We start from the raw sequence: 13,803 nt of genomic DNA, 5'->3' as shown, positions 1-13,803 counted from the left end.
GTCATGACGATGATCATGCCCCCCGAATGGGCGCCGCAGGACTGGATCTGGATCGGCTTTCCGCACCTTGCCGAGGAGTGGCCGGGCTGGCTTGATCCGGCGCAGGTGCAGATGGCGGCCTTTGCCAGCGCCGTGGCGGAGAGCGGGCAAGAGGTGCGCCTTTTGGTGCGGGACGAGGCCAACGAGACCCGCGCGCGCCAGCTGGTCAGCAGCAAGGTCACGCTGGAGCGGCGCGTCTATGGCGATGTCTGGCTGCGCGACACCGGCCCGCTGGTGGTCCGCGCCGCCGATGGCACCCGCACTGCACGGCGCTTCGGCTTCAACGGCTGGGGCGGGAAATATCTGATGCCGGGCGATCAGGAGATTGGCGCGGAAATCGCGCGCGATGCGGGGCTGCCTGTCACCCAGGCCGCGATGATCCTCGAAGGCGGGGCGGTGGATGGTGACGGCACGGGCCTTGTCGCCACGACCGAGCAATGCCTGCTCAATCTCAACCGCAACCCGCACATGAGCCGCGCCGCCATCGAGGCGGAACTCGCCGCGCAGCTCGGTTTCACCCGCGTGCTGTGGCTGGGCGATGGCCTGATCAACGATCACACCGACGGGCATGTCGACAACCTCGCGCGGTTTGTCGGGCCGAACCGGCTGGTGGTGCCGCAGGCGACCGGTACGGATGATCCCAACGCGGCGATCTATGCCGATGCCGCCGCGCGGGCCGAGGCGGCAGGCGTGGAGGTGGTGCGCATCCCTTCGCCCGGCCTCTTGACCCGCGACGGGGTGATCGAACCGGCCAGCTATGTGAACTTCGCGATCACCTCGCACCTCGTGGTGGTGCCGACCTTCGGCAGCCCGCATGATGCAGAAGGGGTCGCCGCGATTGCCGCGCTGTTCCCTGACCGCGAGACCATCGGCCTGCCGGGCGAGGCAGTGCTGGCGGGCGGCGGCGGCTTCCACTGCGCCAGCCAGCAGATGCCGGCCGCTTAACGCTTCGTTAGGGTCTTGGGAGGATGGTGCGGCTCATGAACCGCGCCATCGCCCTCCCGCTCGCCGCCGCCGCCGCCAACCGCTTCGATGCGACCGAAGTGCTGCGCCAGCTGGTGGTGCTCGGCTGTGCTGCCGCGCTGATCCTCGCGCAGCACCCGCTGCCGTTCTGAATCCGATCAGCGGCGCATCAACGCCAAACTTCCGTTCGCATCGAGCGCAGTCGCAATGCCGCGCTATGGTGTCTCGACTGCGCTCGACACGAACGGCTGAGGCTTTTTAGGCCAGATCCGGCGGGGTGCCCTCGCCCTTCAGCATTGCGATTGCCTCCGCCAGCGGTATCACCTTCTGGTGCTCCGCGCCCAAAGTGCGCACGGCGACGGTGCCTTCCTCGGCCTCGCGCTTGCCGACCACCAGCAGGTGCGGGACCTTGGCGAGCGAGTGCTCGCGCACCTTGTAGTTGATCTTCTCGTTGCGGGTGTCGGTCTCGACGCGGATACCGGCGGCGCGCAGCTGGGCCGCGACATCCTCGGCATAGGGGTCAGCGTCGGACACGATGGTCGCCACCACCGCCTGCACCGGCGCGAGCCATGCGGGAAGCTTGCCGGCGAAATGCTCGATCAGGATGCCGATGAACCGCTCGTAGGAGCCGAAGATCGCGCGGTGGAGCATCACCGGGCGGTGCTTTTCGCCATCCTCACCGATGTAGTTCGCATCGAGACGCTCGGGCAAAACCCGGTCCGACTGGATCGTGCCGACCTGCCACGTGCGCCCGATCGCATCGGTGAGGTGCCATTCGAGCTTGGGCGCATAGAAAGCGCCCTCGCCCGGGAGTTCTTCCCACTCCAGCCCGTTCGCGGTCAGCGCGTCGCGCAATTCCTGCTCGGCCTTGTCCCAATCGGCCTCGCTGCCGAAGCGCTTTTCCGGGCGCAGGGCGAGCTTGATGTCATAGGTGAAGCCGAAGTCTCGATAGACCGAATCCGCCAGCGCGATGAAGGCCTGCACTTCGCCCACCACCTGGCCTTCGGTGCAGAAGATATGCGCGTCGTCCTGCGTGAACTGGCGCACGCGCATCAGGCCGTGGAGCGCGCCATGGGGTTCGTTGCGGTGGCAGCAGCCCATCTCGCCCAGCCGGATCGGCAGATCGCGGTAGGAGGTGATGCCCTGCTTGAACACCATCACGTGGGCCGGGCAGTTCATCGGCTTGATCGCCATCCACGCCGCATCATCGGCGACCTTGGGGGAGGCGACGCCGCTCTCCTCGTCCACATCGGGGACGATATCGGGCACGGCGAACATGTTCTGCGCATATTTTCCCCAGTGGCCCGACTGGGTCCACTGGCGCACGTCCATCAGCTGCGGGGTCTTGATCTCGCGGTAGCCGCCGCCGTCCATCTTGCGGCGCATATAGCTCTCGAGCTCGCGCCAGATGCGGTAGCCCTTGGGGTGCCAGAACACCGAGCCGTGCGCCTCTTCCTGCAAGTGGAACAGGTCCATCTCGCGGCCCAGCTTGCGGTGGTCGCGCTTGGCGGCTTCCTCAAGGCGCGTGAGGTGAGCGGAAAGCTGCTTCTTGTTGAGCCAGCCGGTGCCGTAGATCCGGGTGAGCTGCGCATTGTTCTGGTCGCCGCGCCAATAAGCGCCCGCGACGCGCATCAGCTTGAAGGCGTCGGGATCGAGCTTGCCGGTCGAGGGCAGGTGCGGCCCGCGGCACATGTCGAGCCAGTCCTTGCCGCTCCAGTAGACCGTCAGTTCCTCGCCCTCGGGCAGTTCCTTGGCCCATTCGGCCTTGAAGGTCTCGCCCTCGGCGGCCCACTTGGCGATCAGCGCCTCGCGGCTCCACACCTCGCGGGTGAGCGGCTTGTCGGCGCGGATGATCTCGCGCATCTTTTCCTCGATCGCGGGCAGATCATCCATGCCGAAGGGCTCGCGGGTCGCCGGGGCCTTCACGTCATAATAAAAGCCGTCATCGGTCGCAGGGCCGAAGGTGATCTGCGTGCCGGGGAACAGCGCCTGCACCGCTTCGGCAAGGACGTGAGCGTAATCGTGACGGGCGAGTTCGAGCGCATCGGCCTCGTCGCGGCTCGTCACCAGCGCCAGCTCGGCATCGCCATCGAAGGGCCGGCCAAGGTCGCGCAGCTCGCCGTTGACCCGCGCCGCGAGCGCCGCCTTGGCAAGGCCGGGGCCGATTGCTGCGGCGATATCCGCCGGGGTCGAGCCCTGCGGCACTTCGCGCACCGATCCATCGGGCAGGCTGATCTTGAGCAGTTCGGTCATCGTTTACATCCGTCTCGTTTGGAGCGGGCCTTAGGACAAAGGGCATCGCACCGGAAGAGCGGTGTTGAGCAGGTTACCGGTTCGGGAAGGACACCGCGCCGCCCCGATCCGGGCGGCGGTGCCTGAGCCTAAGCCGCAGCACCCCGCCCCCGGATAGTCCGGGTGGTGGTGGTGGTGGCAGTCGTGGTCAGCAGCTTGGCCATGGCGGGGGGCTATAGGCCGCCAAGGGTTAAAAGTCATCTCCAAGTTGATGGAAAGCGTCCTTGACATGGGCCACGACTCAGATGTAAAGCAAACTTGCCATTATGCAAACGGAGCTTTCCATGTCGTCCAAAGTCTATGCCCTGCTGATCGCGACCTTTGCGATCGCCACGGCCTTGCTGGCGATTTTCGACATCGTCCCTGCAACCGTCGCGCAGATGGTGCCGCTGATGGTGGTGCCCTTCGTGATCAGCCGCCGCGGCAATTGCGCCGTGCGGGAGTGCTGAGCGTGGAGGATACCGAAACCCCGGCCCACACCTCCGCCGGCCGCAGCCCGTGGTTCTGGGCCGGGAACTATTTCGCTTCGTCTGCCATCATCGTCGCGCTCAAGCTGACCGACGCGATTACGAGCACAGTCGCCATGATCCTGTTCGTCGGCGCGATGGGCCTGCTGATCCCGCTGGTGCGCGCGGGCGAGCGGCAGAATTGCGCCAGCCCGGTGATGGTGCGCTACAACCGCCGCATCCTCGCCGCGTCTTTCGGCTATGTCCTCGGCCTCGGCATCGCCATCGCATTGTGGAACAATTACGAGCTGTCCGGCCCGGTGGTCTTCGCCATCGCCCTGCTGCCGACCTTGCCGACCTTCGCGATGATCTGGGCGATGGGCCGCTACCTCGTCGAGGAGCAGGACGAATACCTGCGCTACCGCATGGTGCGCGCGGCGATCATGAGCCTTGGCGGGGTGCTCGCCATCGGCATCTTCTGGGGCTTTCTGGAGATGTTCGAGCTCGTCCCGCACATCTGGGCGTGGTGGGTGCTGCCGGTCTGGGCGGTGGGCCTTGGCCTCGCCCAGCTCTGGATGAAAGTGCGCGGCGAATGAACAACCGCCTCAAGGTGCTGCGCGCCGAACGCAGCTGGAGCCAGCAGGACCTCGCCGACCGGCTCGGCGTCTCCCGCCAGAGCGTCAACGCCATCGAGACCGGCCGCTACGACCCCTCGCTCCCGCTCGCCTTCAGCATTGCCGAGGTGTTCGGCCTGCCGATCGAGGCGATCTTCAGCCGCGACTAGACCGCCAGCTTGCCGCCGCCCTGCTCGCTGACGATCCGCTTGGTGCCCGCCAGCCGGGTCGAGCGCTGCTTGGGGCTGCCGGTGAAGCGATATTCGGTGGTGGCGCGGGCCTTGGTCAGTTCCACCACCATATAGCCGCGCTGCGACGTGTCGGCCCATTGGAGCTGCGGGTTCTCGGCCACCAGCGCGGCGGCCAGCGTGTCGGGCTTCACGAAGCTGAGGTAATTCTCGAACCCCGGCGAGCTGACCGAGCACACGCCCAGCTCCACGCCCACCTTCGCCCCGTCCTGCGCCAGTTCGAAGGCCCAGCCGTTATGCGTGTCGCCCGCCAGCACGAGGAGGTTGGCATCGGCCTTGAGCGCGGCCTTGAACACCCGCTCGCGCGCGGCGGGATAGCCGTCCCATGCATCCATGTTGAGCGGCAGTCCGGCCTTGCTCGCCATGCTGGCCGCTTTCAGGCGCTGGCTGACGAAATCGGGCAGGGCGCTGCCAAGCTGGTCCATCAGCGACTGCGGGCTCTTGAGATTGCCGATCAGCACCTGCTGCACCAGCACCTGCCACGGCGTGCCGCTGGCGGTGGAGGCGGCGAGCCCCTCGGCCAACCATGCTTCCTGGCGCTCCCCCAAAAGCTGGCGTTCGGGATTGGCCCAGTCGCCCTTGCGGAAGGCCTCCAGCACCGCCTGCGCGGCCTGCGGGTCCTTCTGCCCAGCCAACAGCTTTTCGAGGCTGAACTGCTGGTCGCGCCCTTCGAGCCGGGTATCGAGCCGGAACAGGGTGGCGAGGTCGCCGACCTGATAGGCGGCATAGGGCTCGTCCGAGACCGGCATCCATTCGCGATAGGCGCGCTTGGCGGCGGCCTTGCGCGATGCCCAGTCGCCCTCGGTGTCCGGCTGGTGGTTCTGCGCGCCGCCCGCATAGCTGTCGTTGGCGCTCTCGTGATCGTCCCACACCGCGATCATCGGCAGCACCTGATGCAGGCGCTGGCAATCGGGATCGGCGCGGTAGGTGGCATAGCGCAGGCGATAATCGGTCAGCGCGACGATTTCGGTGGCGGGTTCGAGCACCCGCTCGGCTAGCCCCTGTCCGGTGTTGGGATAGGTGCCCGCGCCATATTCGTAGATGTAGTCGCCCAGATGCACCGCGAGATCGCAGTCATTGGCGAGCGCCGCGTGGCCATAGGCGTTGAACCAGCCGAACCCGTAGTTCGAGCAGGAGAACACCGCCATGCGGAAGCTCGCTGCGGCGCCTGCTTCGGGCAGGGTGCGGGTGCGGCCCACGGGGGATTTGGTGCCGTCGGGCGCGATGAAGCGGTAGAAATACCAGCGCCCCGGCATGAGCCCGTCGGCCCAGGTCTTGACGCAGAAATCGCTATCCGGTCCGGCCGCCTTGCCGGTAGCGCCCTCGGCGACAAGACGGGCGAAATCCTCGGTCTCGCTCATCTCCCACGCGAGATAGGCGGGGGCGTCGGAGACATAGCGGGTCCACAGCATCACCTTGTCGGTGCCCGGCTCGCCGCTCGCGACATTATGGGTGAAGCCCTTGCCGAAGCCTTGCGCGGCGAGCGGCGCAGCGGCCACGGCAGCCGATGCGCCGGCAAGGGTGAACAGGCCGCGGCGGGTGAGCGCGGTGGGTGAAGCGGCCGGCTGGACGGCGGCAGTGTCGGTCTTGAACATGGCGGCGGCGTAACCCTCTCCCGTTGCGCTGGCATGACAATGCTTGCGCCCGTGCACATGCGCAAGGCATGGTGTGCGCCATGACCGACGTGATGCACCACACGCTCTATGATGGCCGCCGGATCGCCTTCCGGTTCACGCCGGGAGACGGGCCGACCCTCGTCTTCCTGCCCGGCTACATGTCCGACATGGCGGGCGGCAAGGCGACCGCGCTGTTCGCCGAGGCTGAGGCGCAGGGCCGCGCCTGCCTGCTGCTCGATTACTCCGGCTGCGGGCAGAGCGCGGGCGATTTCGCCGACGGCACCCTGTCGAAATGGCGGGACGAGGTGCTGGCGCTCGTCGCCTCCTATGTCAGCGGGCCGGTGCTGCTGGCAGGCTCCTCGATGGGCGGGTGGCTGATGCTGCTGGTGGCCGAGCATCTGAAGCACCGCCTCGCCGGGATGATCGGCATTGCGCCTGCGCCCGATTTCACCCGCTGGGGCTATACCCCTGAACAGCGCGCGACGCTCGCGGCGGGCGAGGTGCTTTACGAGCCCAACCCCTACGGCCCCGAGCCGACCCCGACCCACCCCGGGTTCTTTGCCGATGCCGAATGTCACCTGCGGCTGGAGCGGGGGATCGACATCTCCTGCCCGGTGCACCTGATCCACGGCAAGCAGGACGCCGATGTGCCGTGGGAGATCAGCCTGCAATTAAAGGCGGCCTTACGTTCGGACGACGTACAGGTTACGCTGGTAGAGGACGGCGACCACCGCCTCTCGCGGACAAGCGATATTGCCACCCTCAAGGCCATCGTGGCCGGATTTTACGGATAGAAATCGTGTCCCTGCTCCTCGCCCTGCTGCTTCAGGTTGGCCCCGATCCCATGGGCGGCGCGATGCGCGGCGATGATCTGGTGCGTGACCGGCCCCCGCGTCCCGGCACCGAGCAGGAGATTGTCGATCCCACCAGCGCGTGGCTGCAATCCTGCCTCGATGAAATCGGCACCGATGCTGCCCGCGCCCACACCATGGCGCAGATCCGCCGCACCCAGACCACCGGGACCGAGCGGGTGCTCGCCAACCACTGCCTTGGCACAGCATCAAGCGAGCTTGGCCTGTGGGACGATGCCCGCGCCGCCTTCATGGCCGCACATGACGAGACGCCCGAAGACGAGATCCGCGCCCGTGCGCGCTTCACCATGATGGCCGGCAATGCCGCGCTTGCAGGCGGGGATAGCGAGGGGGCGCTGGCGCTGCTGGAGCAGGCGGGCGCCGAAGCCCGCAGCGCGGCTGCCGCGCCCTTGCAGGCGATTGCCGCGATCGACCGCGCGCGCGCACTGGTGGCGCTGGACCGGCAGGACGAGGCGCTGGTGGCGCTCGACGAGGCGACCGGGTTCGCCCCGGAAAGCAGCGAGGGCTGGCTGCTCAAGGCCACGTTGCTGCGCCGGATGAACCGGCTGGATGCGGCGCAGATCGCGATCGAAGCCGCCGCAAAGCTCGCGCCCGCAAGCCCCGATATCGGGCTTGAAGCCGGCGTCATCGCCGTGCTCGCAGGGCGCGACGATGCCGCGCGGCAAAGCTGGCAATCAGTGATCGACCTTTCGGCAGACAGCCCCGCCGCCAGCCAGGCGCGCGACTATCTCGTCCAGCTTGGCCCGCCCGAGAGCGCGCCCGCCAACCCGCAGGAACCGCCCGCATGACGACCTTCTCCGTGCTCGATCTCGTCCCCGTCCGCGAAGGCGGGACCCTGAGCGAGGCCTTCGCTGCCACCGCCGATCTTGCCCGTGCGGCAGAGCGGGCGGGGTGCAAGCGCTTCTGGGTGGCAGAGCATCACGCGATGGACGGGATCGCGGGCGGGGCGACCAGCGTGGTGCTCGCCCATATCGGCAACGCCACCAGCACGATCCGCATCGGATCGGGCGGGATCATGCTGCCCAACCACACCCCGTTCCAGATTGCCGAGCAGTTCGGCACGCTGGATGCGCTGTTCCCCGGACGGGTCGATCTCGGTCTCGGCCGCGCACCGGGGGCAGGGCCGGAATTGCAGCGGGCCTTGCGCAAGAACCTCCATCAGGCGGCCGAATATTTCCCGCAAGACGTGGTCGAACTGCGCGCGCTCCTCACGGGCGATTTCGATCTGCCGATCACCGCCACCCCCGGCATGGGCGCCAAGGTGGAACTGTGGATGCTGGGATCGAGCCTGTTCGGCGCGCAACTGGCCGCGAAGCTGGGCCTGCCCTATGCCTTCGCCGCACATTTCGCGCCCGATCACCTCGATGCCGCGCTGACGCTCTACCGCCGCGATTTCCAGCCGTCCGAGGCTTTGGAAAAGCCGCATGTGATGGTCGCGATGAACGTCTTTGCCGCCGCAACCGAGGCCGAGGCGCGGCTGCTCGCCTCCAGCCAGCAGCAAAGCTTTGTGCGCCTTCGCAGCGGCAACCCCGGCAAGCTGCCGCCGCCGATTGCCGATTACACCGACACGCTGCCTGCCCCTGCGCAGGCGATGCTCGCCCATGTCGGCCAGGCCGCCGCCGTCGGCACGCCGGCACAGGTGCGCGAAGGGATCGCCGCCTTCGTGCAGCGCACCGGCGCGGACGAGATCATGCTGTCAGGCGCGACCTATGATCCCGAGGCGCGCATCCGCAGCCTCGAAATGACGATGGAGGCCTGCGAAAAGGCGCTCGTCACTTAACCCTACGTCATCAACACGCTTGGCACAGCGCGGGTAAAGGCGTATCGCGGCGAAACACGATAACAACAAACCGGCACAATAATGTTGCGCATGAAGCGCAGGCCGGACGCAGGATGGGCAGGAGCCGAATATGGGGTCTAAGACCGCTGCTGGAGCGGCGCAGAACGCGTGGAACAAGGCGCTGCGCCTCAATCTCGAAGCCTCGCTGCTGCCAAGCGATGCCCAGGCCGATCGCCCCGTGCTCGATGATGCCGCGCAGTTCCTGATCAAGGCCGCCGCCACGCGCCAGCCCGGCGAATCGCTGATCCAAATCGAATCCGACACCGGCGAGCGCCGCTTGCGCATCGCGCTGGTGAATGACGACATGCCGTTTCTGGTCGATTCGATTGCGGCCACCATGGCTGCGCTCGGCATTGCGATTGACCGCCTGCTGCACCCCGTCGCCCCCGTCACCCGCGACGCGAAGGGCGCGCTGACCGCCATCGCCAAGCCCGAGGAAAAGGCCCCCGGCGCCGCTCGCGAATCACTGATCTATGTCGAGACCCCGCGGGTCGATGCCCGCCTGCGCCGCGAGCTCCACGAAGCGCTCGAACTGACGCTGGCCGATGTCCGCGCTGCCGTGGGTGACTGGCCGGCAATGCAGGCCGCGATGGCCGGTGATGCACAGGCCGCCGCTGCCGTCGACGCGGAAGCCGCCGCGCTGCTCGAATGGCTGGGCGGCGGGATGCTGACCCAGCTCGGCCACCTCACCCGCTATCGCGACGGGCGCGAAGACGCGATGCTCGGCATCTGCCGCGGCTCGGCGCGCGAATTGCTGGCCGAAGTCTCGATGCAGCGCGCCTTCGACTGGTTCGACGCCCAGGAGGCCGAGGGCACTCCGCGCGCCCTGCTGGTGATCAAGTCCAACGTCCACGCCCGCGTCCACCGCGCCAGCCCGCTCGATCTGTTCATTGCCCCGGTGCGCGAGGGCGGTAAGGTCGTCGCCCTGTCGCTCCACGCGGGCCTGTGGACCTCGGCTGCGCTCAACGCCCGCCCGCATGAAGTGCCGGTGGTGCGCCAGCGGCTGGCAGCCCTGACCGACCGGCTCGGCTATGATCCCGCCGGGCACAACGGCAAGGCGCTGGTGCACGCCTTCACTTCGCTGCCCAATGATCTGCTGATCGCCTTCGGGCGCGAGCGCGTGGCCGAGCTTGCGACCACCAAGATGGCGCTGATCGATCGCCCGCGGGTGCGCATGGTGATGGTGCCCTCCACGCTCGAACGTCACCTGTTCGCCTTCGTCTGGCTCCCGCGTGACCAGATGTCGACCGATGTGCGCCTGCAAATCCAGGCGATGCTGCTCGCTGCGCCGGGGGCCGCGCTGCTCGACTGGAGCCTTGAGGTCGAAGGCAGCACGCTCGCCCTGCTGCGCTTCCTGATTGATGTGCGCGGCTGCGATGGTCTGCCCGATCCGGCCGGGATCGAAGCCCAGCTGGTCGATCTGCTGCGCGGCTGGAACGAGGCGGTCGAAACCCACCTTTCCACCCACGAGGATGATGGCCGCGCCGCCATGCTCGCGGCGCGCTATGCCCCAGCCTTCCCCACCGCCTATCGCCTTGCCAATGGCCCGGCCGAAGCGGCGCGCGACATCGCGAGGCTGCGCACCCTTGCCCACGCCGAGCATGAGGACGCCGCCGCCACCGCCCGCCCCGATCGCGCCACCCGGCTCTATCATGTCGAAGGTGACGGGCCAGACGCGCTGCGGCTCAAGATCTATTGCGCCCGCCGCCGCCTCGCCCTGTCGGACGCGGTGCCTGCGCTCGAACATTTCGGCTTCCGCGTCGCCGCCGAAGTGCCGACCTTCCTCACCGACACCGCGCTCGGATCGATCCACGACTTCCAGCTCACTGTCCCCGCCGGGCTCGACGCGAAGAGCCTGATCGCGCGGGCCGGACTGATCGAGGCGGCGCTGGCGGACGTGCTCAATGGCGCTGGCGAGGATGATCCCTTCAACCGCCTCGTCACCGCCATCGGCCTCACCCCGCAAGAGGCGAACTGGATGCGCGCGATCTATCGCTATCTGCGCCAGACCGGGGTGAGCTACACGATCTACACCGTGGTCGATGCGCTGGCGAGTGCGCCGCAGGTGACCGCGGCGATGATCGATCTGTTCGCCGCGCGCCACGATCCGGCCTTCAAGGGTAACCGCGAGGAAGCGATTGCCGCGGCCCACGGCGCCTTCACCCGCGGCCTTGCCAAGGTCACCGCGATCAATGACGACCGCCTGCTGCGGCTTTACCGCGCGGTGATCGACGCGGTGCTGCGCACCAATGCCTTCGCGCCCGCCGCCGCCGAGGCGCTGGCGTTCAAGATCGATTCCGCCCTCGTCCCGAACCTGCCCAAGCCGGTGCCGTGGCGCGAAATCTTCGTCTATTCGCGCCGCGTCGAGGGCATCCACTTGCGTTCGGGCGCAGTGGCGCGCGGGGGCCTGCGCTGGTCTGACCGGCGCGACGACTTCCGCACCGAAATCCTCGGGCTGATGAAGGCCCAGCGGGTCAAGAACGCGGTGATCGTGCCGACTGGCGCCAAGGGCGGGTTCTATCCCAAGCAGCTTCCCTCCCCCGCGCTTGACCGCGAAGGCTGGGCGGCAGAGGGGCGCGGCGCATACGAGGCCTTCATCCGCACGCTGCTGTCGGTCACCGACAATATCGTCGGCGGCAAGGTGGTCCACCCCGAGGCCGTGCAGGTGCTCGACGGGCAGGACCCCTATTTCGTGGTCGCCGCCGACAAGGGCACCGCGACCTTCTCCGACATCGCCAACGGCATCGCCCAATCGCGCGACTTCTGGCTCGACGACGCCTTCGCCAGCGGCGGCTCGAACGGCTATGATCACAAGGCGATGGGCATCACCGCGCGCGGCGCCTGGGTGAGCGTCCAGCGCCACTTCCGCGAGATGGGGATCGACGTGCAGACCGATGCCGTCACCGTGGCAGGCTGCGGCGACATGTCGGGCGATGTGTTCGGCAACGGGATGCTGCTGTCGAAGGCAATCAAGCTCGTCGCCGCCTTCGATCACCGCCACATCTTCATCGATCCCACCCCCGATCCGCTTGCCAGCTGGAAAGAGCGCAAGCGGATGTTCGAACTGCCGCGTTCGAGCTGGGAGGATTATGATCCCGCGCTGATTTCCAAGGGCGGCGGGGTGTTCAGCCGCTCGCTGAAGCGCATCAAGCTGACCAAGGAAATGCGCGCGCTGCTCGACATTGCCGAGAAGGAGATCGAGCCCGAAGCGCTGATCTCGGCAATCCTGCGCGCGCGGGTGGATCTGATGTGGTTCGGCGGGATCGGCACCTATGTGAAGGCGCCGCAGGAAAACCACATCCAGGTCGGCGATCCGGCCAATGATGCCCTGCGCGTGGATGCGGGCGAGGTGCGGGCAAAAGTGATCGGCGAGGGCGCGAACCTCGGCGTCACGCAGGCCGGGCGCATCGCCTATTCGCTCGGAGGCGGGCGCATCAACACCGACTTCATCGACAACTCCGCGGGCGTCGATTGCTCGGACAACGAGGTCAACATCAAGATCGCGCTGGCCGCGGTGAGCGCCTCGGGCAAGCTCAGCGCGAAAAAGCGCAACACGCTGCTCGCCGCGATGACCGACGAGGTCGGCACCATCGTGCTCGAAGACAACCGCTTGCAGGCCCTCGCCCTGTCGGTGGCCGAGGCGGGCGGGCCGGGGGCAAGCGCCGCTTACGTGCGCCTGATCGAGCGGCTCGAGGATATCGGCGGCTTCGATCGCCGCACCGAAGGCCTTGCCGATGGCGAGACCCTGCTGCGCCGCGCCGCCGACGGGCAGGGGCTCACCCGCCCCGAACTTGCGGTGCTGCTGTCCTCGGCCAAGCTCGCGCTTCAGGATGCGCTGGAGGCGAGCACGCTGGTCGATGATCCGGTGAATGATGCGCTGCTGATCGCGCGCTTCCCCACCGCGATGCGCAAGACCTATGCCGCCGAGATCCGTGGCCACCGGCTGCGGCGCGAGATGATCGCGACCAGCCTTGCCAATCGCATGGTCAACCGGCTCGGCATGGTCCACCCCTTCGAACTCGCCGAGGAGGAAGGCGTGGGCCTTGCCGAGGTGGCGGGGGCCTTTGTGGTGGCCGAACGCCTGTTCGGGCTCGATGCCTTGTGGCGCGAGCTTGACGCGGCGGCGATCCCCGAAAGCGCAAGGCTGGTGCTGTTTGACCGGCTCGCGGCAGCGGTCGGCAACCTGATGAGCGACGTGCTGCGCACCGCTGCGGGCAAGGTCGAGGCCGGGGCGATGATTGCCGAGCTGGAGAAGGGCGTCGTCCGCCTCGCCGCCGCGCGCGAGGAGCTGCTCGCAGCCGAACCGCGCGCCCGCTCGGCAGAGCTGCGGCAGGGCTTTGTCGCTGCGGGAGCCCCCGAGGCGCTCGCCGCGCGGGTCGCCAACCTGTTCGATTTCGACGGGGCAGTGGGCCTCGTCAAGCTGGCGCTGGAGACCGGGATCGATGCCATCGCGCTGACCCATGCCTTCACCGATATCGGCGGGCGGCTGGGGCTGGACTGGGCGCAGGGGACCGCGGCACATATGTCGCCGTCCGACGTGTGGGACCGCCTGCTGGTCTCGGGCCTCGCGCGCGATTTCCAGGCGATGCGGCTCGATTTCCTGCGGCGCCTGCTGCGGCGCAAGGGCGGCAAGGACGATCCGCGCGGGGCCGTGGGCGAATGGGCCACGCGCAATGCGGCCAGCGTCGCGCAGTTCCGCAGCATGATCGCCCGCGCCCAGGCCCGCCCGCCGGTCGGCCCGGCGATGCTCGCCCAGATCGCCAGCCAGGCGCGGAATTTGCTGGAGCGCTGACGCGCGCGGCCTGTCACACAATCACCAGCTTGACCCTTCGGGCGTTTGCGGCAAGTCAAAGGCCGCAACACGCCGGAGGGG

At 67.9% G+C, this 13,803-nt stretch carries 11 protein-coding genes; 9 read left to right on the top strand and 2 right to left on the bottom strand.

The window, feature by feature from the left end; genetic code table 11:
• The first annotated feature begins 3 nt into the window (after positions 1-3).
• Both RSE14_RS10730 and RSE14_RS10725 read left to right on the top strand, forming a co-directional pair.
• Entirely contained in the window at positions 4-984 is a 981-nt protein-coding gene (locus tag RSE14_RS10730; RefSeq protein ID WP_324073527.1) for an agmatine deiminase family protein, read from the top strand.
• Positions 985-1,019: 35 nt separating this feature from the next.
• On the top strand, positions 1,020-1,154 hold the full coding sequence (locus tag RSE14_RS10725; RefSeq protein ID WP_324073525.1) for a hypothetical protein: 135 nt from the start codon (positions 1,020-1,022) through the stop codon (positions 1,152-1,154).
• 106 nt (positions 1,155-1,260) lie between these two features.
• On the opposite strand, the gene thrS is transcribed toward RSE14_RS10725, so the two are convergent.
• Entirely contained in the window at positions 1,261-3,255 is a 1,995-nt protein-coding gene (thrS, locus tag RSE14_RS10720) for a threonine--tRNA ligase (protein ID WP_324073524.1), read from the bottom strand.
• Between the two features lie 323 nt (positions 3,256-3,578).
• On the opposite strand from thrS, the gene RSE14_RS10715 reads away from it, so the two are divergent.
• From RSE14_RS10715 to RSE14_RS10705, 3 genes are read left to right on the top strand one after another with little or no spacing between them, the layout of a single operon-like run.
• Positions 3,579-3,743: a hypothetical protein gene (locus RSE14_RS10715; protein WP_324073522.1), complete on the top strand. Its 165-nt coding sequence runs from the start codon at positions 3,579-3,581 to the stop codon at positions 3,741-3,743.
• A gap of 2 nt (positions 3,744-3,745) precedes the next feature.
• Positions 3,746-4,336: a hypothetical protein gene (locus RSE14_RS10710; protein WP_324073520.1), complete on the top strand. Its 591-nt coding sequence runs from the start codon at positions 3,746-3,748 to the stop codon at positions 4,334-4,336.
• The gene (locus tag RSE14_RS10705; RefSeq protein ID WP_141457606.1) at positions 4,333-4,524 is read left to right on the top strand and encodes a helix-turn-helix transcriptional regulator; all 192 of its coding nucleotides are present in this window, start codon (positions 4,333-4,335) and stop codon (positions 4,522-4,524) included. Before RSE14_RS10710 ends, RSE14_RS10705 begins: the two co-directional genes overlap by 4 nt.
• Here RSE14_RS10705 and RSE14_RS10700 read toward each other — a convergent pair.
• Positions 4,521-6,197, bottom strand: a complete 1,677-nt coding sequence (locus tag RSE14_RS10700) for an alkaline phosphatase D family protein (protein ID WP_324073518.1) — start codon at positions 6,195-6,197, stop codon at positions 4,521-4,523. The two genes, RSE14_RS10705 and RSE14_RS10700, sit on opposite strands and share 4 nt — an antisense overlap.
• Positions 6,198-6,277: 80 nt before the next feature.
• Here RSE14_RS10700 and RSE14_RS10695 point away from each other — a divergent pair, with 80 nt between their 5' ends.
• From RSE14_RS10695 to RSE14_RS10680, 4 genes are all read left to right on the top strand, one after another.
• On the top strand, positions 6,278-7,012 hold the full coding sequence (locus tag RSE14_RS10695; protein WP_324073516.1) for an alpha/beta fold hydrolase: 735 nt from the start codon (positions 6,278-6,280) through the stop codon (positions 7,010-7,012).
• A 5-nt stretch (positions 7,013-7,017) separates the two neighbouring features.
• A complete protein-coding gene (locus RSE14_RS10690; RefSeq protein ID WP_324073515.1) occupies positions 7,018-7,878 on the top strand; it encodes a tetratricopeptide repeat protein in 861 nt (286 codons plus the stop codon).
• Positions 7,875-8,870 (top strand): LLM class flavin-dependent oxidoreductase, encoded by a 996-nt coding sequence (locus RSE14_RS10685; protein ID WP_324073513.1) that lies wholly within the window; start codon positions 7,875-7,877, stop codon positions 8,868-8,870. Before RSE14_RS10690 ends, RSE14_RS10685 begins: the two co-directional genes overlap by 4 nt.
• A gap of 130 nt (positions 8,871-9,000) precedes the next feature.
• Complete coding sequence (locus tag RSE14_RS10680; protein WP_324073511.1) at positions 9,001-13,722, top strand: NAD-glutamate dehydrogenase domain-containing protein; 4,722 nt, start codon at positions 9,001-9,003, stop codon at positions 13,720-13,722.
• Positions 13,723-13,803: the final 81 nt, after the last annotated feature.

It is taken from the genome of Erythrobacter sp., from assembly GCF_035194505.1.
GTDB lineage: Bacteria > Pseudomonadota > Alphaproteobacteria > Sphingomonadales > Sphingomonadaceae > Erythrobacter.
This window is presented reverse-complemented; position numbering and strand designations above follow the sequence as displayed.

What these genes read in the sequence shown, in the direction of transcription:
- RSE14_RS10730 (WP_324073527.1), top strand. Translation starts at nt 4, where the DNA reads ATGACGATGATCATGCCCCCCGAATGGGCGCCGCAGGACTGGATCTGG.
- RSE14_RS10725 (WP_324073525.1), top strand. Translation starts at nt 1,020, where the DNA reads ATGAACCGCGCCATCGCCCTCCCGCTCGCCGCCGCCGCCGCCAACCGC.
- thrS (WP_324073524.1), bottom strand. Translation starts at nt 3,255, where the DNA reads ATGACCGAACTGCTCAAGATCAGCCTGCCCGATGGATCGGTGCGCGAA.
- RSE14_RS10715 (WP_324073522.1), top strand. Translation starts at nt 3,579, where the DNA reads ATGTCGTCCAAAGTCTATGCCCTGCTGATCGCGACCTTTGCGATCGCC.
- RSE14_RS10705 (WP_141457606.1), top strand. Translation starts at nt 4,333, where the DNA reads ATGAACAACCGCCTCAAGGTGCTGCGCGCCGAACGCAGCTGGAGCCAG.
- RSE14_RS10700 (WP_324073518.1), bottom strand. Translation starts at nt 6,197, where the DNA reads ATGTTCAAGACCGACACTGCCGCCGTCCAGCCGGCCGCTTCACCCACC.
- RSE14_RS10695 (WP_324073516.1), top strand. Translation starts at nt 6,278, where the DNA reads ATGACCGACGTGATGCACCACACGCTCTATGATGGCCGCCGGATCGCC.
- RSE14_RS10685 (WP_324073513.1), top strand. Translation starts at nt 7,875, where the DNA reads ATGACGACCTTCTCCGTGCTCGATCTCGTCCCCGTCCGCGAAGGCGGG.
- RSE14_RS10680 (WP_324073511.1), top strand. Translation starts at nt 9,001, where the DNA reads ATGGGGTCTAAGACCGCTGCTGGAGCGGCGCAGAACGCGTGGAACAAG.